23 protein-coding genes and 1 tRNA gene are annotated in these 26,970 nt (G+C 66.7%); 13 read left to right on the top strand and 11 right to left on the bottom strand.

What is annotated here, in order from left to right:
- The first annotated feature begins 50 nt into the window (after window positions 1–50).
- A complete protein-coding gene (locus ABZ942_RS27020; protein WP_357386606.1) occupies window positions 51–788 on the top strand; it encodes a helix-turn-helix domain-containing protein in 738 nt (245 codons plus the stop codon).
- An 87-nt stretch (window positions 789–875) separates the two neighbouring features.
- Here the strand turns inward: ABZ942_RS27020 and ABZ942_RS27025 are convergent, their stop codons facing one another.
- Both ABZ942_RS27025 and ABZ942_RS27030 read right to left on the bottom strand, forming a co-directional pair.
- Window positions 876–1,565 (bottom strand): cupin domain-containing protein, encoded by a 690-nt coding sequence (locus tag ABZ942_RS27025; protein ID WP_357386608.1) that lies wholly within the window; start codon window positions 1,563–1,565, stop codon window positions 876–878.
- Window positions 1,566–1,821: 256 nt separating this feature from the next.
- Window positions 1,822–1,895, bottom strand: a tRNA-Met gene (locus tag ABZ942_RS27030).
- Window positions 1,896–2,186: 291 nt separating this feature from the next.
- Here ABZ942_RS27030 and ABZ942_RS27035 point away from each other — a divergent pair.
- From ABZ942_RS27035 to ABZ942_RS27050, 4 genes are all read left to right on the top strand, one after another.
- Complete coding sequence (locus tag ABZ942_RS27035; protein WP_357386610.1) at window positions 2,187–3,863, top strand: MDR family MFS transporter; 1,677 nt, start codon at window positions 2,187–2,189, stop codon at window positions 3,861–3,863.
- A gap of 527 nt (window positions 3,864–4,390) precedes the next feature.
- Window positions 4,391–5,224, top strand: a complete 834-nt coding sequence (locus tag ABZ942_RS27040; RefSeq protein ID WP_357386612.1) for an acyl-CoA thioesterase domain-containing protein — start codon at window positions 4,391–4,393, stop codon at window positions 5,222–5,224.
- Window positions 5,224–6,615 carry a hypothetical protein gene (locus tag ABZ942_RS27045; protein ID WP_357386614.1) on the top strand — a complete coding sequence of 464 codons (1,392 nt, stop codon included), beginning with the start codon at window positions 5,224–5,226 and terminating at the stop codon, window positions 6,613–6,615. Before ABZ942_RS27040 ends, ABZ942_RS27045 begins: the two co-directional genes overlap by 1 nt.
- Window positions 6,612–7,865: a cytochrome P450 gene (locus ABZ942_RS27050; protein ID WP_357386616.1), complete on the top strand. Its 1,254-nt coding sequence runs from the start codon at window positions 6,612–6,614 to the stop codon at window positions 7,863–7,865. Before ABZ942_RS27045 ends, ABZ942_RS27050 begins: the two co-directional genes overlap by 4 nt.
- 47 nt (window positions 7,866–7,912) lie before the next feature.
- Here the strand turns inward: ABZ942_RS27050 and ABZ942_RS27055 are convergent, their stop codons facing one another.
- A complete protein-coding gene (locus tag ABZ942_RS27055; RefSeq protein ID WP_357386618.1) occupies window positions 7,913–9,442 on the bottom strand; it encodes an aldehyde dehydrogenase family protein in 1,530 nt (509 codons plus the stop codon).
- Between the two features lie 112 nt (window positions 9,443–9,554).
- On the opposite strand from ABZ942_RS27055, the gene ABZ942_RS27060 reads away from it, so the two are divergent.
- The 3 genes from ABZ942_RS27060 to ABZ942_RS27070 all read left to right on the top strand — a co-directional run bounded on the left by ABZ942_RS27060 (window position 9,555) and on the right by ABZ942_RS27070 (window position 12,798).
- The gene (locus ABZ942_RS27060; protein WP_150404358.1) at window positions 9,555–10,007 is read left to right on the top strand and encodes an Lrp/AsnC family transcriptional regulator; all 453 of its coding nucleotides are present in this window, start codon (window positions 9,555–9,557) and stop codon (window positions 10,005–10,007) included.
- Between the two features lie 63 nt (window positions 10,008–10,070).
- Window positions 10,071–11,405: an L-lysine 6-transaminase gene (gene lat, locus ABZ942_RS27065; protein ID WP_357386620.1), complete on the top strand. Its 1,335-nt coding sequence runs from the start codon at window positions 10,071–10,073 to the stop codon at window positions 11,403–11,405.
- Window positions 11,406–11,532: 127 nt separating this feature from the next.
- Complete coding sequence (locus ABZ942_RS27070) at window positions 11,533–12,798, top strand: beta-propeller fold lactonase family protein (protein ID WP_357386621.1); 1,266 nt, start codon at window positions 11,533–11,535, stop codon at window positions 12,796–12,798.
- Window positions 12,799–13,151: 353 nt separating this feature from the next.
- Here the strand turns inward: ABZ942_RS27070 and ABZ942_RS27075 are convergent, their stop codons facing one another.
- Complete coding sequence (locus ABZ942_RS27075; protein ID WP_357386622.1) at window positions 13,152–13,496, bottom strand: hypothetical protein; 345 nt, start codon at window positions 13,494–13,496, stop codon at window positions 13,152–13,154.
- Window positions 13,497–13,619: 123 nt separating this feature from the next.
- Window positions 13,620–14,063 carry a DUF1707 domain-containing protein gene (locus tag ABZ942_RS27080; RefSeq protein WP_357386623.1) on the bottom strand — a complete coding sequence of 148 codons (444 nt, stop codon included), beginning with the start codon at window positions 14,061–14,063 and terminating at the stop codon, window positions 13,620–13,622.
- 30 nt (window positions 14,064–14,093) lie between these two features.
- Here ABZ942_RS27080 and ABZ942_RS27085 point away from each other — a divergent pair, with 30 nt between their 5' ends.
- Both ABZ942_RS27085 and ABZ942_RS27090 read left to right on the top strand, forming a co-directional pair.
- The gene (locus ABZ942_RS27085) at window positions 14,094–15,497 is read left to right on the top strand and encodes a protein kinase (protein WP_357386624.1); all 1,404 of its coding nucleotides are present in this window, start codon (window positions 14,094–14,096) and stop codon (window positions 15,495–15,497) included.
- A 211-nt stretch (window positions 15,498–15,708) separates the two neighbouring features.
- Complete coding sequence (locus tag ABZ942_RS27090) at window positions 15,709–17,802, top strand: protein kinase (protein ID WP_357386626.1); 2,094 nt, start codon at window positions 15,709–15,711, stop codon at window positions 17,800–17,802.
- A gap of 120 nt (window positions 17,803–17,922) precedes the next feature.
- Here the strand turns inward: ABZ942_RS27090 and ABZ942_RS27095 are convergent, their stop codons facing one another.
- From ABZ942_RS27095 to ABZ942_RS27105, 3 genes are all read right to left on the bottom strand, one after another.
- Window positions 17,923–18,861 carry a patatin family protein gene (locus ABZ942_RS27095; protein ID WP_357386627.1) on the bottom strand — a complete coding sequence of 313 codons (939 nt, stop codon included), beginning with the start codon at window positions 18,859–18,861 and terminating at the stop codon, window positions 17,923–17,925.
- A gap of 136 nt (window positions 18,862–18,997) precedes the next feature.
- Window positions 18,998–20,800, bottom strand: a complete 1,803-nt coding sequence (locus ABZ942_RS27100; RefSeq protein ID WP_357386628.1) for an acetyl/propionyl/methylcrotonyl-CoA carboxylase subunit alpha — start codon at window positions 20,798–20,800, stop codon at window positions 18,998–19,000.
- A gap of 159 nt (window positions 20,801–20,959) precedes the next feature.
- A complete protein-coding gene (locus tag ABZ942_RS27105) occupies window positions 20,960–21,925 on the bottom strand; it encodes a sulfurtransferase (RefSeq protein WP_357386629.1) in 966 nt (321 codons plus the stop codon).
- Between the two features lie 166 nt (window positions 21,926–22,091).
- Between ABZ942_RS27105 and ABZ942_RS27110 the strand changes: the two genes are divergently transcribed.
- Window positions 22,092–22,898, top strand: a complete 807-nt coding sequence (locus tag ABZ942_RS27110; protein WP_357386631.1) for a transcriptional regulator — start codon at window positions 22,092–22,094, stop codon at window positions 22,896–22,898.
- Here the strand turns inward: ABZ942_RS27110 and ABZ942_RS27115 are convergent.
- The 3 genes from ABZ942_RS27115 to ABZ942_RS27125 form a co-directional block, all read right to left on the bottom strand.
- Window positions 22,824–23,459 (bottom strand): Maf family nucleotide pyrophosphatase, encoded by a 636-nt coding sequence (locus tag ABZ942_RS27115; protein ID WP_357386632.1) that lies wholly within the window; start codon window positions 23,457–23,459, stop codon window positions 22,824–22,826. The two genes, ABZ942_RS27110 and ABZ942_RS27115, sit on opposite strands and share 75 nt — an antisense overlap.
- A gap of 64 nt (window positions 23,460–23,523) precedes the next feature.
- A complete protein-coding gene (locus ABZ942_RS27120; protein WP_357386634.1) occupies window positions 23,524–23,856 on the bottom strand; it encodes an acyl-CoA carboxylase subunit epsilon in 333 nt (110 codons plus the stop codon).
- 162 nt (window positions 23,857–24,018) lie between these two features.
- A complete protein-coding gene (locus ABZ942_RS27125) occupies window positions 24,019–25,659 on the bottom strand; it encodes an acyl-CoA carboxylase subunit beta (protein WP_357386635.1) in 1,641 nt (546 codons plus the stop codon).
- 207 nt (window positions 25,660–25,866) lie between these two features.
- On the opposite strand from ABZ942_RS27125, the gene ABZ942_RS27130 reads away from it, so the two are divergent.
- Both ABZ942_RS27130 and ABZ942_RS27135 read left to right on the top strand, forming a co-directional pair.
- Window positions 25,867–26,049: a hypothetical protein gene (locus ABZ942_RS27130; RefSeq protein WP_357386637.1), complete on the top strand. Its 183-nt coding sequence runs from the start codon at window positions 25,867–25,869 to the stop codon at window positions 26,047–26,049.
- An 81-nt stretch (window positions 26,050–26,130) separates the two neighbouring features.
- Window positions 26,131–26,901, top strand: a complete 771-nt coding sequence (locus tag ABZ942_RS27135) for a biotin--[acetyl-CoA-carboxylase] ligase (RefSeq protein WP_357386639.1) — start codon at window positions 26,131–26,133, stop codon at window positions 26,899–26,901.
- Window positions 26,902–26,970 lie beyond the last annotated feature (69 nt).

Genomic DNA, 26,970 nt, shown 5'->3' on the forward strand with positions numbered 1-26,970 from the left:
GGTGTTCGCGCGTCCAACCAGGTAGTCGAGGAGAGTAACTGGGGGCAACCATGAATACCGCGCAACGGAGCTGGGGCATCGCAACGATGGCCAAGCCCAACGCATTCGCACATCCGAGTCTGCGCGACTACCTGGATCCGGCGAACGGCCCATGCGGGAGTCTGCTGGCGCCGGCTTTCGAGCTCGAGTTCGCCGACTACGACGAACTCACGGCGCGCGGGGACGTCGACGGTGCGCCGATCGTGCTCCCGGTCAACACCGAGCATCAGGCCGAAAAGCTACGCTCGATCCGAACGGTGCATGCCATGGGCCTGATCGTCGCGGTCACCAACGACCTCACCGGCCACGCGACCTACTTCGCGATCCGTTCCGGCGCCAACTTCGTGGTCAACATCGCCATATCGGTCGAGCGGCAAGCCGAGCTCCTCCGCACCCAACTGCTCGACCACGTGCGCTCGGTTCGGCACGACCGGCCGCCGTCGGTGCGCGGTTCGGTACCCAGCGGCCTGCGGCCGGAGTCGACCCGAAACATCGCATCCCCCAAAGAGATCCGGCGGCCTGCCGCGCGGCGCGGCCAGGTCGCCTTGGACGAGTTCGACACCCACCTGTTGCGAATGCTGCGCACATCGATGACTGTCGCCGAGATCGCGCGACTCAACTACCTTTCAGAGCGCTCGATGTATCGCCGCATCCGAAACCTGTACGACACCTTGGGCGTACACAGCCGCGCCGAGCTGATCAGGTCGGCGCACCGTGCGGAGGCTCCGCTCGCTCTGCTGCGTGGCTGAGCCCCGCGACGCGACCCATCCTGTGCCCGGTGGCTACTTGGGCCCGCACGTCTGACCGCGGCGACCGCGGCCAGACGCGCGGCTCGGTTAGTGGTGGCGGGTGATTACCACGGGTTTGATGTCGGTGGGGATGTTGGCGAAGGCGGAGACGGGGATGCCGAAGGAGGCGGCTAGGACTTCGCGTGGGAGGGAGTTGAGGGTAGCGACGATGCCGATGTCGTCATTGGGTTCCTTGGCGCTGGTGTTGAAGGTGACGAGGACGTCCAAAGGCGTGTCGGCGCTGGCATTTTCGAAATAGTGGAAGTAGCCCTGCGGTGCGAAGACGAGGTCGCCCTGCTCGGCTTCGAAGACGTCGTTGTGGTAGGTGCCGTCTGGATGGGTGCCAAGGATGGTCCACTTCGCTTTGCCGGAGATGATGTAGTTCAGTTCCCATGCGGTGGGATGCCAGTGCGGTTCGCGGATGCCGCCACCTTCGAGATGGACGAAGTAGACCGACCCCTTCTGTCCTTGCAGCACAGGGAAATTGTCCTCGTGCGCGCCCTGAAGGTAGCCGCCGTCGAAGCTCATCCGGTCCGCCGTCTTCAGCTTGAACAGATGCGACTCGTTGTTGAGGTTGCTGTCGACCGTGCCATCATTCGCGAGCCCAGCGGGCGCGCCGGGACTTGCCGCCGCCGCTCCGATCAGACCGCCCCCGAGTGCGGCCGCCCCTACCGCGACGGCACCGGCGCCAAGCAGGGCTCGACGGTCGATCGAGCCATTGTCGTTGTCCTGCTTCACATTCAAGTCATCTGACATGTCGCCATCTCTCCTGATGCAAGGAACATTGGAATTTAGTTAGCACCTCTAAGATTCAAGTTAACCCTGCCGCATAGGGGCAGCTACGTGACAAGGGCCATAGCCGCACGGGATGGCGTTCCTGGCGGAATCTGCTCAGAGTCGTTGGAGGGCAAGGACTCCGAGTTCGCCAGACGACGCCTAGGCCGAAAAATGGCCCAGGCCAGAGAGATTGAATCTCTCTGGCCTGGGCCTGCTGTAGCGGGGACAGGATTTGAACCTGCGACCTCTGGGTTATGAGCCCAGCGAGCTACCGAGCTGCTCCACCCCGCGTCGGGTGTTCCCCAACCCTACACACTGAGTGGCTAGATGCGAAAACGCCTGGTGGGGCGTGTCGTCGGAAGGCTGGGCGACTCCGCAACGGTGCATCCGAGCGTTGACGTCGGATGTGGCCTGAGTCACATTGGCACGTACTCGAGATAGACATCACTCGACGTTTCCCGAATCGTGACCGAGGTTTATCGTTGCTGCTTAGTTCGTGGGCGCGAGGTCGCCGCGGTCCGGGGATGGGATTGGCCGCAGTTCAACAACTGATGCTCGATTTGCTGATTTCAGGAGTTGCTGATGGCGCTGACTCATCGCGGACATCGGACCGAGCCGGTAGCGGTGCAGGCGGGTAGTCCGGCAGGCTTCACCCATCGGCAGGTGCTGGTCATTCTGAGCGGCTTGGTCCTCGGCATGTTCATGGCGGCGCTGGATCAGACGATCACCGCGACCGCCGTCCGGACCATTGCCGATGATCTGTCCGGTTACTCGTTGCAGGCGTGGGTCACCACGGCGTATCTGATCACCGCGACATTGACGACGCCGCTGTACGGCAAATTGTCGGATATGTACGGGCGCAGGCCATTTCTGCTCGCCGCGATCGTGATATTCGTCGGCGGATCGCTGCTGTGCACGGTGGCGCAGTCGATGTATCAGCTCGCGGTGTTCCGTGCCATTCAGGGCGTGGGGGCGGGCGGGCTGATGTCGCTGGCCTCGGCCATCCTCGGTGACATCGTGAGTCCGCGCGAGCGGGCGAAGTACCAGGGGCATTTCCTGGCCACCTGGGCAACGGCCAGTGTGATCGGGCCGGTGCTCGGCGGGCTTTTCGCCAGTCAGCACACGATTTTGGGGATCACCGGGTGGCGCTGGGTGTTCTTGATCAACGTTCCGGTCGGCCTGATCGCGCTGGTGGTGGTGTACCGCGTGGTCCGGATGCCGCGGAGTAAGCCGGCGCGGGTCCCGGTCGACTGGCTCGGCACCGTCGCCTTCGCCACCGGCATCACGCCGTTGTTGATCGTGGCCGAGCAGGGACGTGGCTGGGGATGGACCAGCGTGGGTGCGTTGGCCTGCTACTCGATCGGCGTGATCGGGTTGATCGCATTCGTCGGGATCGAAGCCAAGATGGGCGACGCGGCGCTGATTCCGTTGCGGCTGTTCCGAAATCGGACCTTTGCGCTCGGAGTCGCGATCGCAATGGTGGTGGGTGCGGCGTTGTTCGGCGGGATCATTCTGGTTCCGCAGTATCTGCAGGTTGTTCGGGGTGCCAGTCCGATCGCCGCGGGTCTGCAACTGCTGCCGATGGTCGGCGGGCTGATGGTGGGGTCGATCGTGTCGAACCGGCTCATCTCGCGGACCGGTCGCTACCGAGCGTTCCCGATTATCGGCACCGCCACGGTCGCCGTCGGGCTGTTCCTGTTCCACTATCTGACGCCGGAAACGCCGCTGTGGCGAACCATGATCTTCATGGCGATCACCGGGTTCGGGCTGGGAAATCTGTTGCAGCCCATCACATTGGCCATTCAGAACGCCGCCGCGCCCAAGGACATGGGCGTATCGAGCGCGGCCGCGACCTTCTTCCGTCAGGTCGGCGGCACGCTCGGTGTCGCGGCCTTGCTGTCGACGCTGTTCGGCCTGCTGCCGACCAAGGTGACGGCCGCGCTCGAGGCGGCCTCGACCCGCCCGGCGTATCAGCAGGCGGTGCTGGCGGGTCTGCACAGCAACAATCCGGCCGATGTGGCCTTCGCGCAGGGGCTGGTGCATCACGACCAGGCGGCGGTGCAGAAGGTGCTCGACGACAGCTCGGTGATTCAGCAGTTGAATCCGACGCTCGCCGGGCCGTTGCAGACGGGCTTCGCCGAATCCATGTCGACGGTGTACGTCGCTGCCGCTGCGCTCGCGGTGGTCGCATTTGTCATGGTTTTGTTCTGGAAGGAGATCCCGCTGCGGGAATCCGGCGGGGTCGAGGGATCTGTCTGAGAGAGCGGAATTTCATGTTAGCGCCACGTTAAGTTGCGGCTAATTATTTCGCTTCGTGCAATTCTTTGATCGCGACGACACGACTTTCCGTCTGTTCGCTGCCCGGATGCTGTCGAGCGCTGGATCATGTCATTATCCGCAGTTGATCAGAGGGTTCGGAAGCGGGTCAAATCCGGCAACTGGGAAATAATTCGCTTTCTTCATCGTTCCTGGTGAAGGCCTATTTTGTGACGATTCACAGGGGGAATCGTAATGCTCGAGCGGAATGTGGTGAATTGTCATAAATCGCTCGTGTAAAGATTCCGTAGGTGTCGTGTGATCTGAAGAACAGCACCTTGAACTCTATTAGCTGGAGGTTCACTGTATCTGATACGACGTGTATCGCGATGACGTTGAAGCGTCATCGAGTTGCATCGGAAAAACCTATCCGTCCAGTCAGCGAAAGCGGTATCAGCTCCGCGCTGGCGTTGGGGTAGGAGCCGCGACAGCGTGGTCGCCGATATCGGATACCGCAAAGAAGGTTGACCATGGTTGAACTACTCGACGCAATGGCGGTAGAGCAAATCGACACGAATTTCTTTCGTGGCAAGCTCCAGCACCGCACCGCGCTGGTTCGGACGTTCGGCGGCGAAGTCGCGGCGCGGGCGCTGGCGGCGGGCTCGTCCGGGATGCACGCCGGATTCACCGTCCATTCGATACACGGCTACTTCGTCCGTTCGACGACACCGGAGATTCCGATCGACTACCTGGTCGACACCGTCAAGCTCGGCCGCTCGTTCGCCGTTCGCCGAATACGGGCACTGCAGCACGGCCGAGAAACCTTCCTGATGGTCGCCTCGTTCCACGTCGGCGGCCACGGGGTGCGGCATGCCGACCCGTGTCCGGACGCCCCCGAACCCGAGTCGCTGGCACCCATCGGGATGGGCGACGCGGGCAACGAATGGGACGGCTGGGATATCCGCCGGGTACCGGACGGCGCGATCTGCGCAGCGCGTCAACAGGTTTGGCTCCGCTACACCGGCGAACTGCCGGACTGCGCGGTCACGCACAGCTGCGCTCTCACCTACGCCAGCGACATGACGCTGCTCGGAGCGGCCGTCGCGGCGCACCCCGGTATCGCCATTCAGACTGCCGCACTGGACTATTCGATCTGGTTCATGCGCCCGTTCCGGGTGGACGATTGGCTGCTCTACGACGAGATATCGCCCTCCGCGGCGGGCGGCCGGGCGTTCACCCAGGGCCGGATATTCAGTCGCAGCGGCGATTTGGTGGCGATGGTCGCGCAGGAGCGGATGCTGCGGCTGGCCGAGCCCGCCTTCCTGTCGGACGCCCCGGGCCTGCTGGATCGGGAGGCGTCCTGATGGCCGCCCCGGTGTATGTCGGTCTCACCGACAAGGCGTTCCTGCGGTTGCATCACGGCTTCGGCGCACCGGTCATCAGCCAGACGGTGACGGTGCTGGCCAACCAGCTCACCGAGGACGAGTTGCGTGCGATGTACACCCAACTGCGCTCCGGTCCGTTCATGCGGCGGGTGCGGCGCCCGCGGGTGCCGTTCGCCCGGTCGCGCTGGGTGCTCGCGGACACGGCCTTGCCGCTGTGCTTGGAGCGGGCCGCGATCGACGACGGTGACGCACTGGCCTGGGCGAATGATCAGGCGCAGTATCCACTCGATCCCGAGCGGGGTTACGGATGGCGGCTGTCGGCGGTGCCGACGCGCTCCGGCGGCATGGTCTGTTCCTGCGTCGCGTCGCATGCCATCGCCGACGGTCACGCGGGACTGATGGCGGCCATCGGACTGGTCCAGCCCGAACTGGCGACGACGGCGGGCCTCGACGAGGTCGGCCGGCTGCGCGACGATCTGAAGGACGGCACCAGTCGTGGTGTCGCCGTTGTGCGAGAAGTGGTCTCGGAAGCGCGGCGGGCGTATCGGGATCCCGCCCACCGCAAGGCGATCCGCCAGGCGTTGGCCCGCCGTGCCGCCACGCCGGAGCCCACGCCGCTCGGCTGGCGCGAAGGCTCGATCATCGCCACCTTCGACGCGGGGCAGTGGCAGGATCTCGCGGCAGAGCGCGGCGGTTCGCCCAACACGCTGTATCTGGCGCTGGTCGCCGATCTCCTGCGGCACTGCGGGTCGGTCGGCGAGACGGCTCCGCTGGTGCTGATGACGGCCGTGCGGATCCTGCGGGAGCAGGACCAGATCGACTCGAATTCCTTTGCCCGGGTGCCGATCGTGGTGCAGCGGGAGTGGCTGGATCAGTACGACCTGGCGCCGCTGCGGGCCGCGAGCAAGGCCGGATTCGGCGCGGTGCACGGGGTCGGTGCCGGCGGGATCTCCCGTCCGCGGAACATGCCGCCCGAGCTGATCGACGTGCTGCCCGAAGCGGTGGTGGAACGGCTGGCCGACATCCCGCCGATCACCGTCGGCATGTGTTCCAACATGGGCGTGCTCGACCCGTTCGTGCCGACGGTGATGCGCAACGGCGCGGAGCCGACCATGTTCGTGATGCGCGGCGTGTTCCAGGGCATCGACACCGAGCAGGCCGGTCGGCAGCCGATCGCGCTGGCGACCTGGTTGTCGGAGTTCGACGGGAAGATCCAGTGGGTCCTGGAGAGCATCAAACCCGAAATGGCGCACACCGATGAAGAACTGGGCTTCCTGGCGCGACTGGTCGCCGAGGCCTGGGGATTGAAACCGCTGCACGTCAGCAGTGGCGGCGGCAGTAACAGCAAGACAGCCAGGGAGTTCTCATGACCGAGCCATTGATCAAACTAGGCACCGAATTCGTCTACAACCCGCACCCGGTGTACGACGAACTGCGCAAGCAGGGCCCGATTCACCATGTCCTGCTGCCCAACGGATTGACCTCCTGGCTGGTGGTCGACTATCAGCTCGCGCGGGAGGTGCTCGCCGACGGCCGGATCAAGAAGGGCGCGGCCGCCCTCGCGCCGATCACGACGCGGCTGCGGCCGGGCGATTCGTATACGACGGTGAGCACGGATCTGTGGGAACACATGCTCAGTTCCGACCCGCCGGACCACACCCGCCTGCGCAGGCTGGTGACCAAGGCGTTCACCGCGCGCACCGTGGAGCAGCTGCACCCGCGGATCGACGCGCTCGCGGACAAGCTGCTCGACGAGATGGCGGGCCGGACCGAGGTCGACTTGATCGCCGACTACGCGCTGCCGATCCCGATGACGGTCATCTGCGAACTGTTCGGGGTGCCGGAGGCCGATCGGGCGCGGTTCCGCGAGCTGTCGACCACGATGACGGCGTCGTCCGCGGAGAACGCCGAAGACCAAGAGGCGGCGGCGAATTCGCCGTTCTACGCGACGGCGGCCGAGCGCGGTGCGGCGAGCATCGAGCTGGCCACCTATCTGATCGGCCTGGTCGCCGAGCGATCGAAGGACCTCGGCGAGGATCTGCTGTCCCAGCTGATCATGGCGAACCACGAAGGCGACAAGCTCAGCGACAAGGAACTCATCGCGATGCTGTTCCTGATCCTGGTGGCCGGGCACGAGACAACGGTCAACCTGATCGGCAACGGTCTGTACGCGATGCTGCGCGACCGGGTGCTGTACGAGGAGCTCATCCGGTCGTCGGAGCAGATTCCGGCGGCCATCGAGGAGTTCCTGCGGCACGAAGGGCCCGTCCACCTGGCCACGCTGCGGTATACCTCGGAGCCGGTTACGTTGGCGGGCATCGACATTCCGGCCGAGGAACTGGTCTCGGTGTCGTTGGCCGCCGCGGACCACGACCCGAAGCAGTTCGGGAACCCACACGGCATCGAGATCGGCCAGACCGGCAAGAGCAAGGGTGGGCACCTGGCCTTCGGGCACGGCATCCACTACTGCGTCGGCGCGCCGCTGGCCCGGTTGGAGGCGAAGGTGGCGTTCGAGAAGATCCTGGCCCGCTATCCGAATATGAAGATGGCCGACGAGGTGCAGTGGCGGCCGAGTACCTTCCTGCGCGGTCTGCAGACGCTGCCGACCGTGATCGACTGAACGAGCCGGGCCCAGGTCGAGAACGACCTGGGCCGGCTCGCGTCGGCTCAGCCGAACTTGATGCCCTGTGCCAGTGGCAGTTCGGCGGAGTAGTTGATCGTGTTGGTGGCCCGGCGCATGTACGCCTTCCACGAATCCGAACCGGATTCGCGGCCGCCGCCGGTCTGCTTCTCGCCGCCGAACGCGCCGCCGATCTCGGCGCCGGAGGTGCCGATGTTGACGTTGGCGATGCCACAGTCGGAACCGTCGGCGGCCAGGAAGCGCTCGGCCTCGCGCTGGTCGGCGGTGAACACCGATGACGAAAGCCCTTGCGGCACTTCGTTGTGCAGGGCGATCGCGCTGTCGAAATCGTGATAGGTCATTACGTACAGGATCGGCGCGAAGGTCTCCTCGCGCACCACCGCGGTCTGCGCGGGCATCCGCACGATCGCGGGCCGCACGTAATACGCGTCGTCGCCGAAGCCGTCGACTCGTTCACCGCCGCAGATCAATTCGCCGCCGTCGGCGAGCGCCTTGTCCAGCGCGGCCCGCATGCCCGCGTAGGCCCTGCCGTCGATCAGCGGACCGACCAGCACCCCGTCCTCCAGCGGATTACCTACGCGCAGTTGCTGATACGCGCTCTCGATCCGCTCGATCAGCGGCCCGACCACGTCGGCGTGCACGATCAGCCGCCGCAGCGAGGTGCACCGCTGACCGGCCGTGCCCGCCGCCGAGAACACGATGCCGCGCGCCGCGAGCTCCAAATCCGCTGAGGGCGTGACGATCGCGCCGTTGTTGCCGCCGAGCTCCAGCAGGCAGCGGCCGAACCGCTCGGCCACCCGCGGCGCCACGATCCGGCCCATCCGCACCGAGCCGGTCGCGCTCACCAGCGCCACCCGCTCGTCGTCCACCAGCTGCGAACCGACCTCGGCCGCGCCCTGAATCAGTTGGTGCACTTCGGGATCCGCGCCGACATCGGTCGCGGCCCGGCGCAGCAGAGTGTGGCAGGCCAGTGCGGTGAGCGGCGTCGTCTCCGACGGCTTCCACACCACCGTGTCGCCGCAGACCAGCGCGATGGCGGTGTTCCACGCCCACACGGCCACCGGGAAGTTGAACGCCGAGATGACCCCGACGACACCCAGCGGATGCCAGGTTTCCATCAGCCGGTGCCCCGGCCGCTCGGACGGCATCGTCTGGCCGTACAGCTGCCGCGACAGGCCGATCGCGAACTCGCAGACGTCGATCATCTCCTGCACCTCGCCCGCGGCCTCGGCGCCGATCTTGCCGGCCTCCAGGGTCACCAGCTCGGCGAGCTCACCCTTGTGCGTGGTGAGCAGTTCGGCCAGCCTGCGCACCACCGCAGCGCGGATCGGCGCCGGCACCGTGCGCCAGGCGCCGAAAGCGGTGGCCGCCCGGCCGATCGCGGCATCGACCTCGGCCGACGAGCTCGATGGCAGGCTCATCAGCTGGGTGCCGGTGATGGGGCTGCGGGCGGGCAGGTCGCCCGTTTCGGGGGGTTGGACACCGAGGCCGCGCAGCACCGCTGCCGCGCGCTCCGCGAGTTCCCGGGTGGACTGGTCGCCGAGTACATCCGTCATCTGTTGCTCCGCCGTACCTTTCGGCCGCAATGCGGCATCTGTGTCCCATGTCTTGGGAGGATCGAGGTGAGGTTTCTGCCACGAGGGGGTCCGCCTGGGTTAGTCTCCGCTGATGGCGGATACACCTGCACGACCTGCACTCGACGATATTGATCGCCTGCTGATTCGTGAACTGATGGCCGATGGGCGCGCCACCTTGTCGAACCTGGCCGAGAAGGCGAGCCTGTCGGTGTCCGCCGTGCAATCGCGGGTACGCAGGCTGGAAGCGCGCGGGGTGATCCGCGGCTACACGGCGCACGTCGACCCGGAGGCACTCGGCCAGCTGTTGTCGGCATTCGTCGCGATCACTCCTCTCGACCCGTCGCAGCCCGATGACGCCCCGGCAGTGTTGCAGCACATCCCCGGGATCGAGGCGTGCCACTCGGTAGCAGGCGATGAGAGCTACATGCTGCTGGTCCGGGTGGCCTCGCCACGGCACCTCGAGCAGCTGCTGCAGGAGATCAGAGCGACCGCCAACGTCAGGACCCGAAGCACCATCATCTTGCAGACATTCTATGACAGGTAGCCGTTACGTGTAATTAATCCGCTTTCCTGTACAGAAACCGTAAATTTTCGTATCCTCGATGGCGTGACCATCGAACTGGAACGCACCCGCCCGGCGGTCACCCCCGCCGCCCGGGTGCACGAGATCCTGTCGGCCAGCATCCTTGCTGATGGCTTCGATTTAGTGCTGGACCTACAACAGTCCCGCGGCTGCAAGCTCGTAGACGAACGCGACGGCAGCTCCTACTTGGACATGTTCGGCTTCTTCGCGTCCAACGCGCTGGGGATGAATCACCCCGCGCTGGCCGAAGACGACGTCTTCCGCGAGGAGCTGGTGACCGCCGCCCTCAACAAGCCGAGCAACTCCGACATCTACACCGTGGAAATGGCCCGGTTCGTCGAGACGTTCGTGCGGGTGCTGGGCGATCCCCAGTTGCCGCACCTGTTCTTCATCGACGGCGGCGGGCTCGCGGTCGAGAACGCGCTGAAGATCGCGTTCGACTGGAAGAGCAGGCACAACGAAAGCAACGGCCGCGCACCGGAACTCGGCACCAAGGTGCTGCACCTGACCGGCGCGTTCCACGGTCGTACCGGCTACACGATGTCGCTGACCAACACCGACCCGGTGAAGACCGCCCGGTTCCCCAAGTTCGACTGGCCGCGCATCGACGCGCCGTTCCTGTCCGACGACCACGACATCGACGAGGTCGAGGCCCGCGCGCTGGACCAGGCGCGCCGCGCGTTCGCCGAAGACCCGCACGACATAGCGTGTTTCATCGCCGAGCCGATCCAGGGCGAGGGCGGCGACCGGCACCTGCGGCCGGAATTCCTGCAGGCGATGCAGCAGCTCTGCCACGAGAACCACGCGCTGTTCGTGCTCGACGAGGTGCAGACCGGTGTCGGCATGACCGGGACCACCTGGGCCTACCAGCAGCTCGGGGTGCAGCCGGACATCATCGCGTTCGGCAAGAAGACCCAGGTGTGCGGCGTGATGGCCGGCGGGCGGGTCGACGAGGTGCCCGACAACGTGTTCGTGGTCAACTCTCGGATCAACTCGACCTGGGGCGGCAACCTCACCGATATGGTGCGGGTGCGGCGCATTCTCGAGGTGCTGGAGCAGGATTCGCTGATCGAGCGGTCCCGTGCGCTCGGCGCGCACCTGCTCGATCGGCTGGAGACCCTGGCCGCACAGCATCCGAGCATCACCGAACCGCGTGGGCGTGGACTGATGTGCGCGGTCACCGTGTCGTCGGTGCAGTTGCGCGACGAGGTGCTCACCGCGTTGCGCGAGCGTGAGCACGTGCTGATCCTCGGCACCGGCGAGCGGAGCATCCGGTTCCGGCCGCCGCTGACGGTGTCCGCCGCCGAACTCGATGCCGCGGTCGACGCGCTGGATCGGGTGCTGGCCAGCTTCGCGTAGGTCGCGACTCAGACCACACGCGCGGTCTGCCGGACGGAACATCTTCCGGTAGACCGCGCGTTTGTGCTGCTCAACAGGATGTTTCGGACAATCCGCCACCCTCGGCGTGGACTGCCGGGAAATGCCGATGTCAGACCTTATGCTTCGCACCCATGTCATCTCGTCCGCACCCGGCACCGTGCAGAGCGTGAACCGACCGCGCAGGTATTCGAGCTGCGCACCCCATACCGTCGTCGTCTCGATCGCGGTGGCGATCGCCGTAACCGGTTGCGCCGCCAGCGAAGCGGGGACGGTCGGTACGCCCGCCGCGCCCGCTCCGACGATCGTCGTGGATGGACCGCTGCCGCAGGACTTGCTACCTGGTATGCCGCCGCCGCTGTCGCCGACCGATGTCTACGCGGCGAATCGGGAACTGAGTCCCGCTGTGGCAGACCATCGTCCGTTGGTTTATGTGCCGAACAGCGAGTCGCACTCGGTCTCGGTGATCGATCCGGACACCTTCGAGGTGATCGACAACTTCCCGGCCGGCGGTGCGGAACCACAGCATGTGGTGCCGTCGTATGACATGCAGACGCTGTATGTCACCAACGATCTGCCGATCGGCTCGGGCAGTCTGTTGCCGATCGATCCGCGCACCGGCATACCGGGAGAACCGTTTCCGGTGCGCGACCCCTACAACATGTATTACACGCCGGACGGTCAGTTCGCGGTGGTGGTGGCCGAGGCGGACAAGTCGCTCGACTTCTACGATCCGCAGAGCTGGGAGAAGCTGCACTCGATGGCGGTGCCCGACTGTGCGGGTGTCGACCACATGGACTTCACCGCCGACGGCCGCTTCGCCCTGGTCAGTTGCGAATTCAGCGGCCGGATGCTGGTTTTCGACGTCGCCCAACGCGCGGTCGTCAAGATGATCGACCTGCCCGGCGGGCGTTCCAGCATGCCGCAAGATGTGAAGCTGTCCCCGGACGGGCGCACCTTCTTCATCGCCGACATGGTCGCCGACGGCATCTACACCGTCGACGCACTCACCTTCGAGAACACCGGGTTCGTGCCGACCGGCAAAGGCACGCACGGACTTTACGTGACTCGCGACTCCAGCCAGATGCTCGTCACCAACCGGCACGAAGGCAGTATCTCGGTCTGGGACTTCGCCGCGAACGCGCTGGTACACAAGTGGTTCATCCCCGGCGGCGGCAGCCCGGACATGGGCAATATCTCCGCCGACGGCCGCGTCTTCTGGGTCTCCGGCCGCCACCACGGCGAGGTCTACGCCGTAGATATCGTCAACTGGAACCTGTTGGCTCGCATCCCAGTCGGCAAGGGCGCGCACGGATTGACCGTCTGGCCCCAACCCGGCCGCTACTCCACCGGCCACACCGGCGTCATGCGATAGCGGCTGTTGCCGCGCGTATGTCGATGTGCTGCGCATGAAATCGCGGGCGACTACGTGCGCAGGGTGCCTGGACGTGCGTGGCGTGCCAGGCCGTGCGCGGCGTGCCAGGCCGTGCGGCGGGAGGCATGCTGAGTGGTGCCGCAGTGGGCGACGGGCGTCGGCTGCCTGGCCGCACTCGCCGGCCCTGCCGGGGCTATGCGGTAGATGTTGCTGCTGCTGCTGCGCACTTTTCGTTGTGCTGCGCATGAAATTGCTGGTGATTACGTGCGCGGGGTGCCAGGACGTGCGCGGCGTGCTAGGACGTGCGCGGTGGGTGAGGAGGTGCGCGCGGGCGGGTTGTGGTGTGTGGTGCTTCAGTGGGTGGTTGGGCGGAGGCCTAGCGCGCCTTCGACGAATCGGCGGATAGTGGTCAGGCCTGCTTCGAGGGCGGGCTCGTAGCCTTCGCGAGCCCAGCCGGTGAGTTCGGCGGTGCCGTCGCCGGTGGGGCGCGCGCCTACCTCGGCGACCATCTCCGCCGTCGTCGGTTCGCATACCGCCCAGGAGAAGTGGGATTCCTCTGCCCATCCCGCCGTGCGCAACGCGACATAGCCCGGGTCGGTGATACCGCCCTCGGTCAGTGCGGGGCGGTCATCGATGCGGTCGTCGGCGCGCAGGGCGCGCAGATACCAAGTACCCGCGTTGATCTCGATCGGTTCCATCAGCGGCCGTGCTCGTCGCGGTGCGTCAGTGTGGCCAGCAGCAGCTCCATGCCCCCGAGGTTAGCGGCTGCTGTTCAGCACGATGCGAGCGTCCCGCAGTACCGTCTCGACGCCATGCGGTGATCAATCGATAGCGTCCTGGCCGCGGTTGCTGCGGTTGTCGCGGTCCCGTCGGCGATCTCTATCGCGATCGCGGTCGTCATGGTTGTGCCTGCTGCCGAACAGCAGGGCGCCCATCAGCGGGATGGCCAGGAACCACAGCCAGCTGCCGGTGGTGAAGAACAGGATGACGGCGATGATCGGGATCACCGCCATTATTCGCTCCGGCCACTCGGAGAGGAATCCGGACGCCGATTTGGCAGGCACCGCGGCGGCTTTGACGAGCGGATCCGGCAGATCGGCGAACACCGGCGCGATGTCTCCGCGCGTTAGTGCGGCCGCGACAACTGCGCTGCGCTCATCGAATTCCGCGACGCTGAGCCGCCCGGCTGCGAAATGATCGGACAGTCGCCGCATGGCTGCTTCACGCTCTGCGGTGCCGATACGAATTTCGGGTAGGTCCTCCATGAGGAAAAGGCTAGCGGGAGGTTCAACGCCATGGGTGAGACGTGGTTCGGCCACTTTCGCCTCGATCGATCACTCGGCAGCGGTAGCACCGGGCAGGTATGGCTGGCGTACAACAGCGTCGCCCACCGAATGGTCGCATTGAAGGTTCTGTCCGCCACGGTCGCGACCGTGCCCACGTACCGTCAGCGGTTCACCAGGGAGGCACGGTTGGCGGCCCAGGTGCGCGGACCGCACCTCGCCACGATCCACACATTCGGCGAGCTCGATGGCCGGCTGTATCTCGAGCTGGAGTACATCGATGGTGCTGATCTCGCTACGGTGCTGCGGCTCGACGGCGCGATGCCGCCGGCTCGGGCCGTCCGGATCGTGGTGCAGGTCGCGCAGGCGCTCGATGCGGCGCACCGGGTCGGTCTGGTGCATCGCGACGTCAAACCGTCGAACATCATGCTCGGCGCCCACGACCTCGTGCATCTGATCGACTTCGGTACCGCGTACCGGATCGATCAGCCCGCGATCACGACGAGCAGCAATGTGGTCGGCACGCTGGCCTACATGGCGCCGGAACGTTTCTCCGGTTCGGGCGACGCCCGTTCGGATCAGTACTCGCTGGCCTGCGTACTTTACGAATGTCTCACGGCGAGAAGACCTTTCGGTAATGCCGATGCCGCGCAGTCACTACTCGCACACCTGATGACCGAACCACCACTCGCCGCCATGCTGAACCCGGCGGTGCCCGCCGCGTTGGATGCCGTCATCGCCCGCGGCATGGCCAAGGTTCCGGAGCAACGCTGCCTCAGCGCAGGCGAATTCGCGTCGGCCGCCTACGCCGCGATCACCGGGCTCGACGTGCCGACGGTGGAGACGGCCGCTGCGGTGCTGCCGACGACACCCGTGCGGACCCTGCCGATTCGAGTGACCGAGTCGCCGCCGATGCCGCCAGGTGATCCGGGTCGGCGCCGCTCAGCTCAGGCGAAGCCGAGGGTTGCGGTCGGCGTCTTGGTCGCCCTCCTGGTGGGGGCGGGTATTGCGCTGTGGCCGGAATGGACCGGCGAGCACGGAAAGGGCTCGGCCACGTCGATATCCATGTCGACGACAACGCCTGTCGAACCATCCCGGCCGTCCCCGCAGACGCCGTCGGCGCAGACCACGGCTTCCGTAGCGCTGGCCCCGGAGACTGCGCCCGCCCCCAAGGCCGAGCCGGTCAGTGCCGTTCCGGTCGCTTGGCAGCCGTGCGATCCCGCCGTCGACGGGCGCGGTCTCGCCGGGGACGGCACGTTGTTGCAGTGCGTCGGCACAGTCGGCCGCGTCGCGAACTGGATGCCGGCGACGCCCGTCGCCGAGAAGCCGAAGCCGAACAATCCGAAGCCGGGTCGCGCCGACTCGGGCGGCGAAAACAACGGCAACGGGCACGGCAAGCACGGCAACGACAAGTAACGCATCTTCAATGACCGGCCAGGTATCACGCACGACGGGAGCGGGTGTTGTTGACGACACACTGGCCGGTGGGGCGGGGCGGGGTTAGGCTCCGAAGGAGGTTGGGTTCTTTGGTGTTCACGGTGTGAGCTGGTGTTTTTCAGTCGCGCCGTGGTTGATCGGAGACCGGCGGGCCGGGCCTGGACAAGTCGACGGTGACTGGAGGTTCGCGATGGGGGAGGTGCGATTCGGGGGTTACCGGCTGGAGCGGTTGCTCGGTCGGGGTGGCATGGGCCAGGTCTGGCTGGCGTATGACGATGCGGGCGCGCGCTGGGTGGCGTTGAAGCTGCTGCCGACCGAGCTCGCGGCGGATCCGGGGTATCGCAAGCGATTCGAGCGCGAGGCCGAGGTGGTGGCTCGGCTCCGCGATCCGCATATTCCGCGGATTCATCGGTTCGGCGAGATCGACGGCCGGCTGTTCATCGATATGGAGTTCGTCGAGGGGCATGATCTGGCCGGCAAGGTGGCCGCCGGAAAGTTGGCGCCCGCCGCGGCCGTCGGGATCGTCGGACAGGTGGCCGTTGCGCTGGATACCGCGCATCGTGCCGGGTTGGTGCACCGAGATGTCAAGCCGTCCAACGTCGTTGTGCACGCCAACGGGTTCGCCTATTTGATCGACTTCGGCATCGCGCACGGCATCGGCCAAACCGCGGTCACGACAACCGGATTGGCGATCGGGACGCTGGCTTACATGGCGCCCGAGCGGTTCACCGGTAAGGCGGACGCTCGTTCCGACGTGTACTCGCTGGCCTGCGTCCTCTACGAATGCCTCACCGCCGCTAGGCCTTACGGCGACACCGACCCCGCCCAGCAGATGCACGCGCACTTGATGACCGACCCGCCACGTGCCGCCTTGCACAACGCCGCCGTTCCCGCCGCCCTGGACGCCGTCATCGCCCGTGCCATGGCCAAGAGCCCGGCCGACCGCTACTCCACCGCAGGAGATTTCGCCGTCGCGGCCCACGCCGCGATCGGCCCGCAGCCGTCCGCTTCGCCGGCACGTCCACCTGCACTTACCAAGGTTTTGCCGGAGTCCGGTCCCACGCCCACCCGCGTCGAGACCCGTCGAGCGGAACATGCACAGCCGGTCGGGCCTATGTGGGGCGTGCCGCGATCCAGCCCAATGCCTACCCGCGTGGAGACTGGTCACGGCGAATTCGCGCAGCCAGTCGGGGCCGGGCCGGGCTTGCCGCAATCCGGTCCGACGCCGACTCGGGTGGAAACTCGACTCGAGGCGACGCCTGCGAGTTATCTTCCGCCGCAGTCATATCCAGCTGCGTCGGCCCGCGCCGTTGAGCGGTATCGCGGGTCCGGCGAGCTGCCCGGGTATTCCGTCGCGCCACAGCGGGATGCCGCTGTGTCGGTGGACCATCCGGCGGCTTACCGCGCATTGCGGCCGGGTTCGGTTGCGCCACAGGCCGGTTCAGTTGCGCAACAAGTCGGGGCGGCTGCGCGGGGGTTGCGCGCCCTTGTGCTGCCGCGTTCTACCCCATCGAAGCCGGGAGCAGTAGGTCCGGCTGGGCATCCTCGAGTGGTGCAGCCCCGTCCAAGGGTTCCCCAGCAGCGCTATCCCGTCGGGTACGCGCGGAAGGTGTTCCCAGCTCCGGCGAAACGTGCCAAGTATCAGCGGTATTCGGATGCTCGTCGGCCGATTGTTCCGGTGCGGCGGCCTCGGCGCAAGCGTGGCGGGGTGCTGTCCAAGGTGATCGGAGCGCTGGTCGTCGTTTTCCTGACGCCGTTCATGTTGGCGGCCGGGTGTGTGGCGTTGTTGGCGGGCACTCGGGTGAGTGATTCGGGCGGGACCGGTGCGCCGCGGCCGACCGCGATGGCCGAGGAGAATCCGGCGCCACCGCCGGATCAGCCTGAGGCGCCGGGACTTCCGGTCGCGGGTACTCCGGTGCGGGACGGCAAGTTCGAGTTCGTCGTGCGCAACGTCGATACCGGCGTGCACCGGGTCGGACTCCAGTCGGCGACGGGTTCGTTCGTGGTCGTCACCCTCGATGTGCACAACATCTCCGACGAGTCGAAGTGGTTCCTCCCGGTCGGCCAGCGCCTGTTCGACGCGCAGGGCACCCCGGTCGACCACAACGTCACCGCGACCATGTGGCAGTCCGCCCAGCACGGCTACAACTACTCGTTCGAACTGACCCCCGGCCAATCCGCAACTACCCAACTGGTTTTCGACATGCCCGCCGACACCACCCCCACCCACCTGGAACTACACGACTTCGTCCTGTCCAACGGCGTCGCCGTCCGCCTGGACTGACCCGCACCGCGTCGGCACCGATCAACCGCTGTGTAACCCGCTCACCGACTACACGCGGTGTGGCTTACACAGCGGGGTGTTCACTCCGACAACGGGTGCAGAGCCCGCTTTCCGGCGCCCTCAGGCGACGCGGACCGTGTCCGAGAGCACCGAGTGGACCGCTCGGCGGCCGATCTCCAGCGCCTCGGCGAGCAACGTGGTGTCGCGGGCGGCGCTGTCGATGTCGGGGGAGCCGAGGGGCGGGTGGACCTGCAGGACGGCGTCGCCGAGTTCGGCGAGGGCGCGGTCTTCGATGGCCTGCTGGTGCGGGCGGCGGATCCAGGCGCGGTAGGCGCCGGGGGCAGTCGCGCGCAGGTAGCCGCCGCCGACGACACGGTGCAGCAGGGAGGCGGGCGGTCGCTGCTCGTCGATGCGGCGGGTGCGCAGCACGAGCGCGTGGGTGGCGCCGCCGCGTACTGCGGTGCGGATCGGGACGGTTTCGGTGAGACCGCCGTCGAAGTACTGCGCGTCGCCGAGCGAGACCGGTGGGCCGGCCAGGATGGGCAGGCCCGCGGAGGCCCGCAGCGCGCGCATCAGGGTGGGTTTGTCGACGATGTGCGGGTGCAGGTCCACCGCGCGGCCGGTGCGAATGTCGGTGGCGATGGGGTGAAATGTGGTGGGGTTGGCCAGGATTGCCGGGAAGTTCATCCCCTCGATGCCGTCGTAGACCTGATGCACCAGGTAGCGCAGATCGAAAGCCGGGCGCCCGCGCAACATCCTGGACGGGTCGATGGCGCGGCGCATGATCGCCGGATCGGTCCAGGAGCGCATTCCAGACATCGCCCGCCCGCCGAGCAGCCAGGCACCGTTGATCGCACCCGCCGAGGTGCCGTAGACGGCGTCGAAGACCGTGCCGAAGCCGAGTTCCTCGAGCGCCGACACCATGCCGCTGGAGTACACCCCGCGACTGCCACCACCCTCGACGACGAGCACCAGCCGATTCCCGTCGGCGCGGTTGCCGGCCGTGCGACGGGCGCGGATCATCTCCGCGACGACGGAGACGATCTGCGTACTGGTCACCGGACCACGATACGACAGAGCGGGCGCGGACGTCTTTGTCCTGCGCCCGCTCGAAGCGGTGTTCGCCCTACGTTTACGCGAGCTGCACTACTTGGTCGCATCGAATCCGGCGCGCGGCCGGTGCGGCGATGCGGCGTTACTTGATCTCGGCGAGCACCGTGCCCTGGGTGATCGCGGCACCGGCCTCGACGGCCAGTCCGGTAACCACACCCGCCTTGTGCGCGTTGACCGGGTTCTCCATCTTCATGGCCTCGAGCACCACGATCAGGTCGCCCGCCTCGACGGTCTGGCCCTCTTCCACGGCCACCTTCACCACGGTGCCCTGCATGGGCGCGGTGACCGCGTCACCGGAGGCCGCTCCGGCACCGGCGCCGCCGCGCTTGCGCGGCTTGGGCTTCTTGCGGACCACGGCGGCGCCATTGCCCGCGGCGACGGGGCCACCGCCACCGAGGCTGAACTGCCCGGGCAGCGACACCTCGACGCGACGACCGCCGACCTCGACGACCACCTTCTGCCGGGGCAGGTCTTCGTCCTCGTCGGCCTGCGCGCCGCCGGTGAACGGCTCGACGGTGTTGTTCCACTCGTTTTCGATCCACTTGGTGTAAACGTCGAAGGTGGTGCCGTCACCGATGAACGCGGGATCTTCGACGATCGCCCGGTGGAACGGGATGACCGTGGCGAGCCCGTCGACGTGGTATTCGGCCAGCGCGCGCCGTGCTCGTTGGAGGGCCTGGGTGCGGTTCTCGCCGGTGACGATCAGCTTGGCCAGCATCGAGTCGAACTGACCGCCGATCACACTGCCCTCGACCACACCGGAGTCGACGCGCACGCCGGGGCCGCTGGGCTCCCGGTAGACGGTGACCGGGCCGGGCGCGGGCAGGAAGCCGCGGCCGGCGTCCTCACCGTTGATGCGGAATTCGAACGAGTGACCGCGCGGGGTCGGGTCTTGCTTGATCGTCAGCTCTTCGCCGTTGGCGATGCGGAACTGCTGGCGCACCAGGTCGATGCCCGCGGTCTCCTCGGTGACCGGGTGCTCGACCTGCAGGCGGGTGTTCACCTCGAGGAACGAGACCGTCTCGCCCTGCACCAGGTACTCGACCGTGCCCGCACCGTAGTAGCCGGCTTCCCTGCAGATCGCCTTGGCCGAGGCGTGGATCTTCGCGCGCACGTCGTCGGACAGGAACGGCGCGGGCGCCTCCTCGACCAGCTTCTGGAACCGGCGCTGCAGCGAGCAGTCGCGGGTACCGGCGACCACCACGTTGCCGTGCTGGTCGGCGATGACCTGCGCCTCGACGTGACGGGCCTTGTCGAGGTACTGCTCGACGAAGCACTCGCCGCGACCGAACGCGGCGACCGCCTCGCGGGTGGCCGACTCGAACAGCTCGGGGATCTCCTCGATCGTGTGCGCGACCTTCATGCCGCGGCCACCGCCACCGAAGGCGGCCTTGATCGCGACCGGCACGCCGTACTCCTTGGCGAAGGCGACGACCTCGTCGGCGTTCTTCACCGGGTCCTTGGTGCCCGCGGCCATCGGGGCCTTGGCGCGCTCGGCGATGTGGCGCGCGGTGACCTTGTCGCCGAGGTCGCGAATGGACTGCGGCGACGGGCCGATCCAGATCAGCCCGGCGTCGAGCACGGCCTGGGCGAAGTCGGCGTTCTCGGAAAGGAATCCGTAGCCGGGGTGGATGGCGTCGGCGCCCGAGCGCGACGCGGCATCGAGGATCTTGTCGAACACGAGGTAGGACTCGGCCGAGGTCTGGCCGCCGAGCGCGAACGCCTCGTCGGCGAGCTTCACGAATGGGGCTTCGGCATCGGGCTCGGCGTAGACCGCGACGCTGCCGATGCCCGCGTCCTTGGCCGCCCGAATCACGCGCACGGCGATCTCGCCTCGATTAGCTACGAGTACCTTGGTGATCCGTGCGCTGGCATGGCTGGGCACTGAGCCTCCTGTGTGAAATCTTGGTCGCCCCGTGGTCGACGAAACTACGTCTGGGCGAGTGTAGGCAGTCTGCCAACAGACGCCGAACTCGGCCAGTCCTACTGGACAGTAGGCGGCGGATCGCGAACCGGCTACCCCTTGCAGAAAGGCGTGCGTGCGCTACTTGCCGCGGGCCCGGCGTGCGGTACCGGCCGGCGCCGCACCGGGTTCAGTCCCCTTGGCGATCGGCATGCGCACCGAATTGCCCCATTCGGTCCACGAACCGTCGTAATTGCGCACGGTCTCGAACCCGAGCAGATAGGTCAGCACGAACCAGGTGTGGCTGGAGCGTTCGCCGACCCGGCTGTAGACCACCAGATCGTCCTCGGCGGCCAGCGCGCCGTAGATCGCGTCCAGCTCGGTGCGCGAGCGGAATCGGCCGTCGTTGTTGAACGCCTCGGTCCACGGAATGTTCGCGGCGGTGGGGATGTGCCCGCCGCGCAACGCCGCGTCCTCCGGATTGATCGGCTTGATTGTCAGCATCGCGTAGCGATTCGATGGGGGCTGGTGGTCGGGTGATGGGTGGGCCGGCGCGCCGGAGTACTCCTCGGGCGAACGCACGTCGATCAGCGGCTTGCCGAGGTGGGCCAGCACGTCCTCGCGGAACGCGCGGGCGCTGCTGTCGTCGCGTTCGACCGCCGGATAATCGCTGGGGGTGAGGTGCGGGGTGTCGAAGGTGGTGTCGCGTTCCTCGGAAATCCACGCGCCGCGACCGCCGTCCAGCAATCGCACATCTTTGTGTCCGAACAAAGTGAAAACCCACAATGTGTGCGCCGCCTGCGCGTTGCCCTGGTCACCGTAGATCACCACGGTATCGTCTCGCTCGATTCCCTTGGCGCGCATCAACTCGGTGAATCGGGCTCCGTCGATGTAGTCACGAGCGACCGGATCGTTCAGATCGCCCCGCCAATCGATCTTGGTAGCGCCGGGAACATGTCCTATGTCATACAGCAATATGTCCTCGTTGGACTCGACGATCTTGAGTCCTGACGTGCCGATGTTTGCCGACAGCCACTCCGTGGTTACTAGTCGGTGAGGATGTGCGTAAGAACCAAATGCGGGATGAGGGTCCGGAGCAGCGGGCACGATGTGGGTCCTTCACGCGTGGTAGACGGTGGTTTCAGCGGTTCGGGTCTCACAGCGATGGTATGTGTGAGGCGTTAGTGACTCTCGTTTCAGATCACAAATCGGCTGAATGAGCGAATAAATCGCACCTGCATCCGATAAAGTCTCCCGGGAGGAGGGGTGAGCTATGTCCGATTCTTGGCCGCGGCGGCGACTGCTCGCGATCCTACGTGGCGCCAGCGAGCCTCTCGACGCCCAGGAACTGGCCAGAATCACCGGACAACACGTCACCACGGTTCGGTTTCATCTGGACGTGCTCACCAGGGAATCCCTGGTGCGGCAATTCCAGCAACCGCCGCGGGGTCGCGGTCGTCCGCGCATCGGATACAGCGCGGTGCAGCGATCGGTCGGTTATCAGGAACTCGCGCAGGTGCTCGCCGATCAGCTCGGGCCGGATCCGCGCAGGCGCTCCGAGGCGGCCATCGCGGCCGGGCGGTCCTGGGGCGCGAAACTCGACGCCGGTGACCATCGGGTCGAGTCGCTGGAGGACGCCAAAGAGGTCGCCATGACGGTGCTTTCGGAGCTGGGCTTCGCGCCGGAACGCGATCCGAACGAGACCACTGAGCAGGCGTTGATCCGGCTCACCGCCTGCCCGCTGCGCGAACTCGCGCGCACGCACTCCGAAGTGGTGTGCGGTGTGCACCTAGGCCTGATCAAAGAGGTCCTCGACCGCAGCGGCGCGCGCGGCGAGGTGAATGTGCGCCTGCATCCGTTCGTCGAGCCGGAACTGTGTGTGGTCCGGCTGGAGATGATGGCGCGGCGCGAGCAGGAAATGCGCCGCGAGCCGGACGGTCGCGAGGTCGTCACGGTGCCGGTGGCCGGCGATGCGGCGGGCTCGGAGCCGCTGATCGCGCCGCCGTCAGGCGGCCGGGTGGCCCCACAGCTGCGTAACGGCGACCCCAACGTCGCCAAGCAGTCGGCGCAGCAGTGGTAGACCGATGCCGATCACGCTCGACGGATCGCCGTCGATGCGGTCGACGAACCAGCCGCCCAGTCCGTCGAGGGTGAACGCGCCCGCCACCTGGAGCGGCTCGCCGGTGGCGATGTAGGCGTCCAGCTCGTCGGGTTCCGGCTTGGCGAAATGCACTGTGGTGGAACTACAGTCGATGGCCTCGGCGGTGATGCGGCCGTCCTGCACGCGCAGCACGCAGTGTCCGGTCACCAGATCGGCGCTGCGCCCGGCCATTTCGCCCCAGCGGGCCCTGGCCACCTCGGCAGTGTGCGGCTTGCCCTGCAGCTCGCCGTCCACCAGCAGCATCGAATCACAGCCGACGACAACACAATCGGCGCCGAGTTCGGGAATCGTAGCGGCGACCGCCGCGGCTTTGGCCTTCGCCAGCTCGACGACGACCACCTCGGGCGAGGTGCCGTCGGGCAGCGCGGCCTGGATCGCGTCCTCGTCCACATCGGACACCCGGACGATCGGATCGATGCCCGCCGAGCGGAGTACTTCCCGGCGGGCCGGGGACGCGGAGGCGAGAACGAACCTCGTCACGACCGCGCCTCGCTGGCGCTCGGCTCCGTCGCGCCGAGGGCGGCTGCGTCGTCGGTTCGCTCGCTCACCCGCGCAGGTGCGACAGCTGCGGGAAGGCGTAGGGGGAGAACGGCGAGGTGCCGCGGTGCATGAAGGTGGGGCGACCCCACATGTCCGCCGGACCGGTCGAGCCGGCCGCAGCGCTTTCCGCGGCTGCGGACAGCACACAGACCAGCGCGGCGATCTCCTCGTCGCTCGGGTTGCCCTTCACCACGGTGAAGAACGGCGCCGCGGCCTGAGCCGCGGACTCGGCGACAGGCGCGTCGACCTGCGCCGCCTCGACCTCATCGGTCATCGTGCCGACGGTCAGGTCGAGTTCGGCGGCGGTCAAAACATCTTCTTCTGCCACGGTCGTCACAGTGCCAGATCCTCTCTTTGCCTGATCAGGCGTGTTCCCTATTCGAAATCAACGGGGGCCGGTGATGCGATCATCCTCGAATCCACTCATTGCGTCTCTGCAACCAGTGTGCGCGGCCCACCGAGGGTATCGCTGGAGCGCGGCCGGGTGTTGCGGCCGGAATCACAGTGGGATGTTGCCGTGCTTCTTCGGCGGCAGCGTTACCATCTTGCGCTCGAGCAGGCGCAGCGCCGAGACGATCTGACCGCGGGTGTGCGAGGGCGGGATGACCGCGTCCACGTAACCGCGTTCGGCGGCGATGTAGGGGTTCACCAAGGTGTCCTCGTACTCGTTCTGCAGCTGAAGCCGCAGCGCATCGACGTCATCGCCGCCCTTGGCCGCGTCCGCCAGCTGCTTGCGGTAGACGAACCCGACGGCGCCGGAGGCACCCATCACGGCGATCTGCGCGGTCGGCCAGGCCAGGTTCACGTCGGCGCCCATGTGCTTGGAACCCATCACGTCGTAGGCGCCGCCGTAGGCCTTGCGGGTGATGACCGTGATCTTTCCCACAGTCGCCTCGCCGTAGGCGTAGAGCAGCTTCGCGCCGCGCCGGATGATGCCGTTGTACTCCTGGCCGGTGCCGGGCAGGAAGCCGGGCACGTCGACCAGGGTGAGGATCGGAATGTTGAACGCATCGCAGGTGCGCACGAACCGTGCGGCCTTCTCCGAGGCGTCGATGTCCAGGCAGCCGGCGAACTGGGTGGGCTGGTTGGCCACGATGCCGACGCTGCGGCCGTCGATCCGGCCGAAGCCGACGATGATGTTCATCGCGCGCTCGGCCTGCACCTCGAGGAACTCGTCGTCGTCGAGCAGGCGACGGATCACCTCGTGCATGTCGTAGGGCTGGTTCGGCGAGTCCGGGATGATCGAGTCCAGCTCGCGGTCCTCGTCGGTGAGGGAGTCCTCGATGGCGCCGTCGATCGGGTCGGTGGCCGGAAAGCGCGGTGCCTCGGCGCGGTTGTTGCTCGGCAGGTAGGACAGCAGGTCCTTGACGTAGTCGAGCGCGTCCTGCTCGCCGGACGCGACGTAGTGCGCCACACCGGATTTCACCATGTGCGTCTGCGCGCCACCCAGGTCCTCCATGGTGACGTCCTCGCCGGTGACGGTCTTGATGACGTCGGGTCCGGTGACGAACATCTGGCTGGTCCCGTCGACCATCACCACGAAGTCGGTGAGCGCCGGGGAGTACACGTGGCCACCCGCGGCCGCGCCCATGATCAGCGAGATCTGCGGAATCACGCCGGAGGCCTGGATGTTGCGGTGGAAGATCTCGCCGTAGAGGCCGAGCGAGACGACACCCTCCTGGATGCGTGCGCCCGCGCCCTCGTTGATGCCGACCAGCGGACGACCGGTCTTGAGCGCCAGGTCCATCACCTTGACGATCTTCTCGCCGTAGACCTCGCCGAGGCTGCCACCGAACACGGTGACGTCCTGGCTGAAGATGCACACGTCGCGGCCGTCGATGGTGCCGTACCCGGTCACCACGCCGTCGCCGAGCGGGCGGTTGTCGGCCAGGCCGAAGTTCACGCTGCGGTGCCGCGCCAACGCGTCGAGTTCGACGAAGGAGCCCTCGTCCAGCAGGGCCAGAATACGCTCGCGGGCGGTCATCTTGCCCTTGGCGTGCACCTTGTCGACCGCGGCCTCACCCATCGGGTGCTTGGCCTCATCCAGCCGATTCCGCAGGTCAGCCAGCTTCCCGGCGGTGGTGTGGATGTCGGGGGCGCCCGCTGGATCTTGTGCGGACTGCTGCTGGACACTCGTCATGGCTCCGGAGTGTAACGAGTGGCAGTGGTTCCCACTAACCGAGTAGGGGCTACCGGTGGGTAAAAAGTGCAGCTAGATCGTGTTGTCGAGGCGAAATTTCGAGTCTTTTGGCGCGTTTGCGCCGGTAGGAAATCGGTATCAATCCAGATGGGGGACCAGTTAGCCTGGGGGAGTCCAGTTTTCGTGCTCAGGGGGAGGAGCCCAGTTATGTGGGAATGGAGCAAGACCGTCGCGGAATACGCGGCCGCGGCGTCGTGGACGAGCTGTCACAACTATGAGAACGAGCCGACGATCCTGGACCCGGAGAACAAGCCCGAGGTCAGCCATGGGAACGCCGAAGGGGCCGACGGTGCGGCACGCGCACCGAGTAGCTACGTCCTCGTCGGTTAGTCGACTGCGACCTGGTCGGTCAGGCCACCGCGCACCAAGTAGCCTGCCCGAGTGACCAGGTCTCCGTTAGATGCAGAGCAGTTGCGACGCAGTCTTGTCGAACAGCCCGAGCTGTCGTTCTTCCGCCACATCGAGGTGGTGGAGTCGACCGGGTCCACCAACGCGGACCTGATCGCGCGCGCAGGCGAACCGGATGCCGATCGCGCGGTACTTCTCGCAGAGGCGCAGGAGCAAGGGCGCGGCAGACACGCACGTACCTGGGTCAGCCCGCCGCGGGCGCAGATCTCCATGTCGCTGTTGGTGCGACTGGACGGGATCGAGCCCGCGGTGCTCGGCTGGCTGCCGCTGCTCACCGGCATCGCCGTGGTGGACGCACTGCGCGCGACGGCCGGGGTGGCCGCGAACCTCAAGTGGCCCAACGATGTGCTGATCGATGGCCGCAAAGTGGCGGGCATCCTGGCCGAGGTCGCGACGAGCAACGACGCGCCGGCGGTGGTCATCGGGATGGGGCTGAACGTCAGCCTCACCGAGGCGGAACTGCCGGTGCCGCATGCCATTTCGCTCACCATCGCCGGTGCGGCGAACACCGACCGGACGCTGCTGGTGCAGTCGATGCTGACCGAATTCGCCCGTCGTTTCACGGCATGGCGCGACGCGGGCTGGCAGACCGCCGACCTCGCCGCCGCCTATCGCGAGCGGTGCGCGACATTGGGCGTGCAGGTGCGCGCCGAATTGCCCGGTGGCCGAACGCTTACCGGTATCGCCACCGATATCGACGACGCGGGCCGCCTGCTGATCGGCGACCAGCCGGTGTCGGCCGGCGATGTCACTCACCTGCGCGCCGAGTACTGAAAACGAAAGAGCCGCACGATTTCTGACTCCCGCACCGGCATCGGTGCGGGAAATCGGAAACAGTGCGGC

This window comes from Nocardia sp. NPDC046473 (genome assembly GCF_040645995.1).
Taxonomy (GTDB): domain Bacteria; phylum Actinomycetota; class Actinomycetes; order Mycobacteriales; family Mycobacteriaceae; genus Nocardia.

Coding starts and splice junctions, on each gene's coding strand:
- ABZ942_RS27045 (WP_357386614.1), top strand. CDS start 5,224: ATGGCCGCCCCGGTGTATGTCGGTCTCACCGACAAGGCGTTCCTGCGG.
- ABZ942_RS27125 (WP_357386635.1), bottom strand. CDS start 25,659: ATGACGAGTGTCCAGCAGCAGTCCGCACAAGATCCAGCGGGCGCCCCC.
- ABZ942_RS27085 (WP_357386624.1), top strand. CDS start 14,094: ATGGGTGAGACGTGGTTCGGCCACTTTCGCCTCGATCGATCACTCGGC.
- ABZ942_RS27040 (WP_357386612.1), top strand. CDS start 4,391: ATGGTTGAACTACTCGACGCAATGGCGGTAGAGCAAATCGACACGAAT.
- ABZ942_RS27075 (WP_357386622.1), bottom strand. CDS start 13,496: ATGGAACCGATCGAGATCAACGCGGGTACTTGGTATCTGCGCGCCCTG.
- ABZ942_RS27035 (WP_357386610.1), top strand. CDS start 2,187: ATGGCGCTGACTCATCGCGGACATCGGACCGAGCCGGTAGCGGTGCAG.
- ABZ942_RS27070 (WP_357386621.1), top strand. CDS start 11,533: ATGTCAGACCTTATGCTTCGCACCCATGTCATCTCGTCCGCACCCGGC.
- ABZ942_RS27060 (WP_150404358.1), top strand. CDS start 9,555: ATGGCGGATACACCTGCACGACCTGCACTCGACGATATTGATCGCCTG.
- ABZ942_RS27080 (WP_357386623.1), bottom strand. CDS start 14,063: ATGGAGGACCTACCCGAAATTCGTATCGGCACCGCAGAGCGTGAAGCA.
- ABZ942_RS27050 (WP_357386616.1), top strand. CDS start 6,612: ATGACCGAGCCATTGATCAAACTAGGCACCGAATTCGTCTACAACCCG.
- ABZ942_RS27055 (WP_357386618.1), bottom strand. CDS start 9,442: ATGACGGATGTACTCGGCGACCAGTCCACCCGGGAACTCGCGGAGCGC.
- ABZ942_RS27020 (WP_357386606.1), top strand. CDS start 51: ATGAATACCGCGCAACGGAGCTGGGGCATCGCAACGATGGCCAAGCCC.
- ABZ942_RS27130 (WP_357386637.1), top strand. CDS start 25,867: ATGTGGGAATGGAGCAAGACCGTCGCGGAATACGCGGCCGCGGCGTCG.
- ABZ942_RS27110 (WP_357386631.1), top strand. CDS start 22,092: ATGTCCGATTCTTGGCCGCGGCGGCGACTGCTCGCGATCCTACGTGGC.
- ABZ942_RS27090 (WP_357386626.1), top strand. CDS start 15,709: ATGGGGGAGGTGCGATTCGGGGGTTACCGGCTGGAGCGGTTGCTCGGT.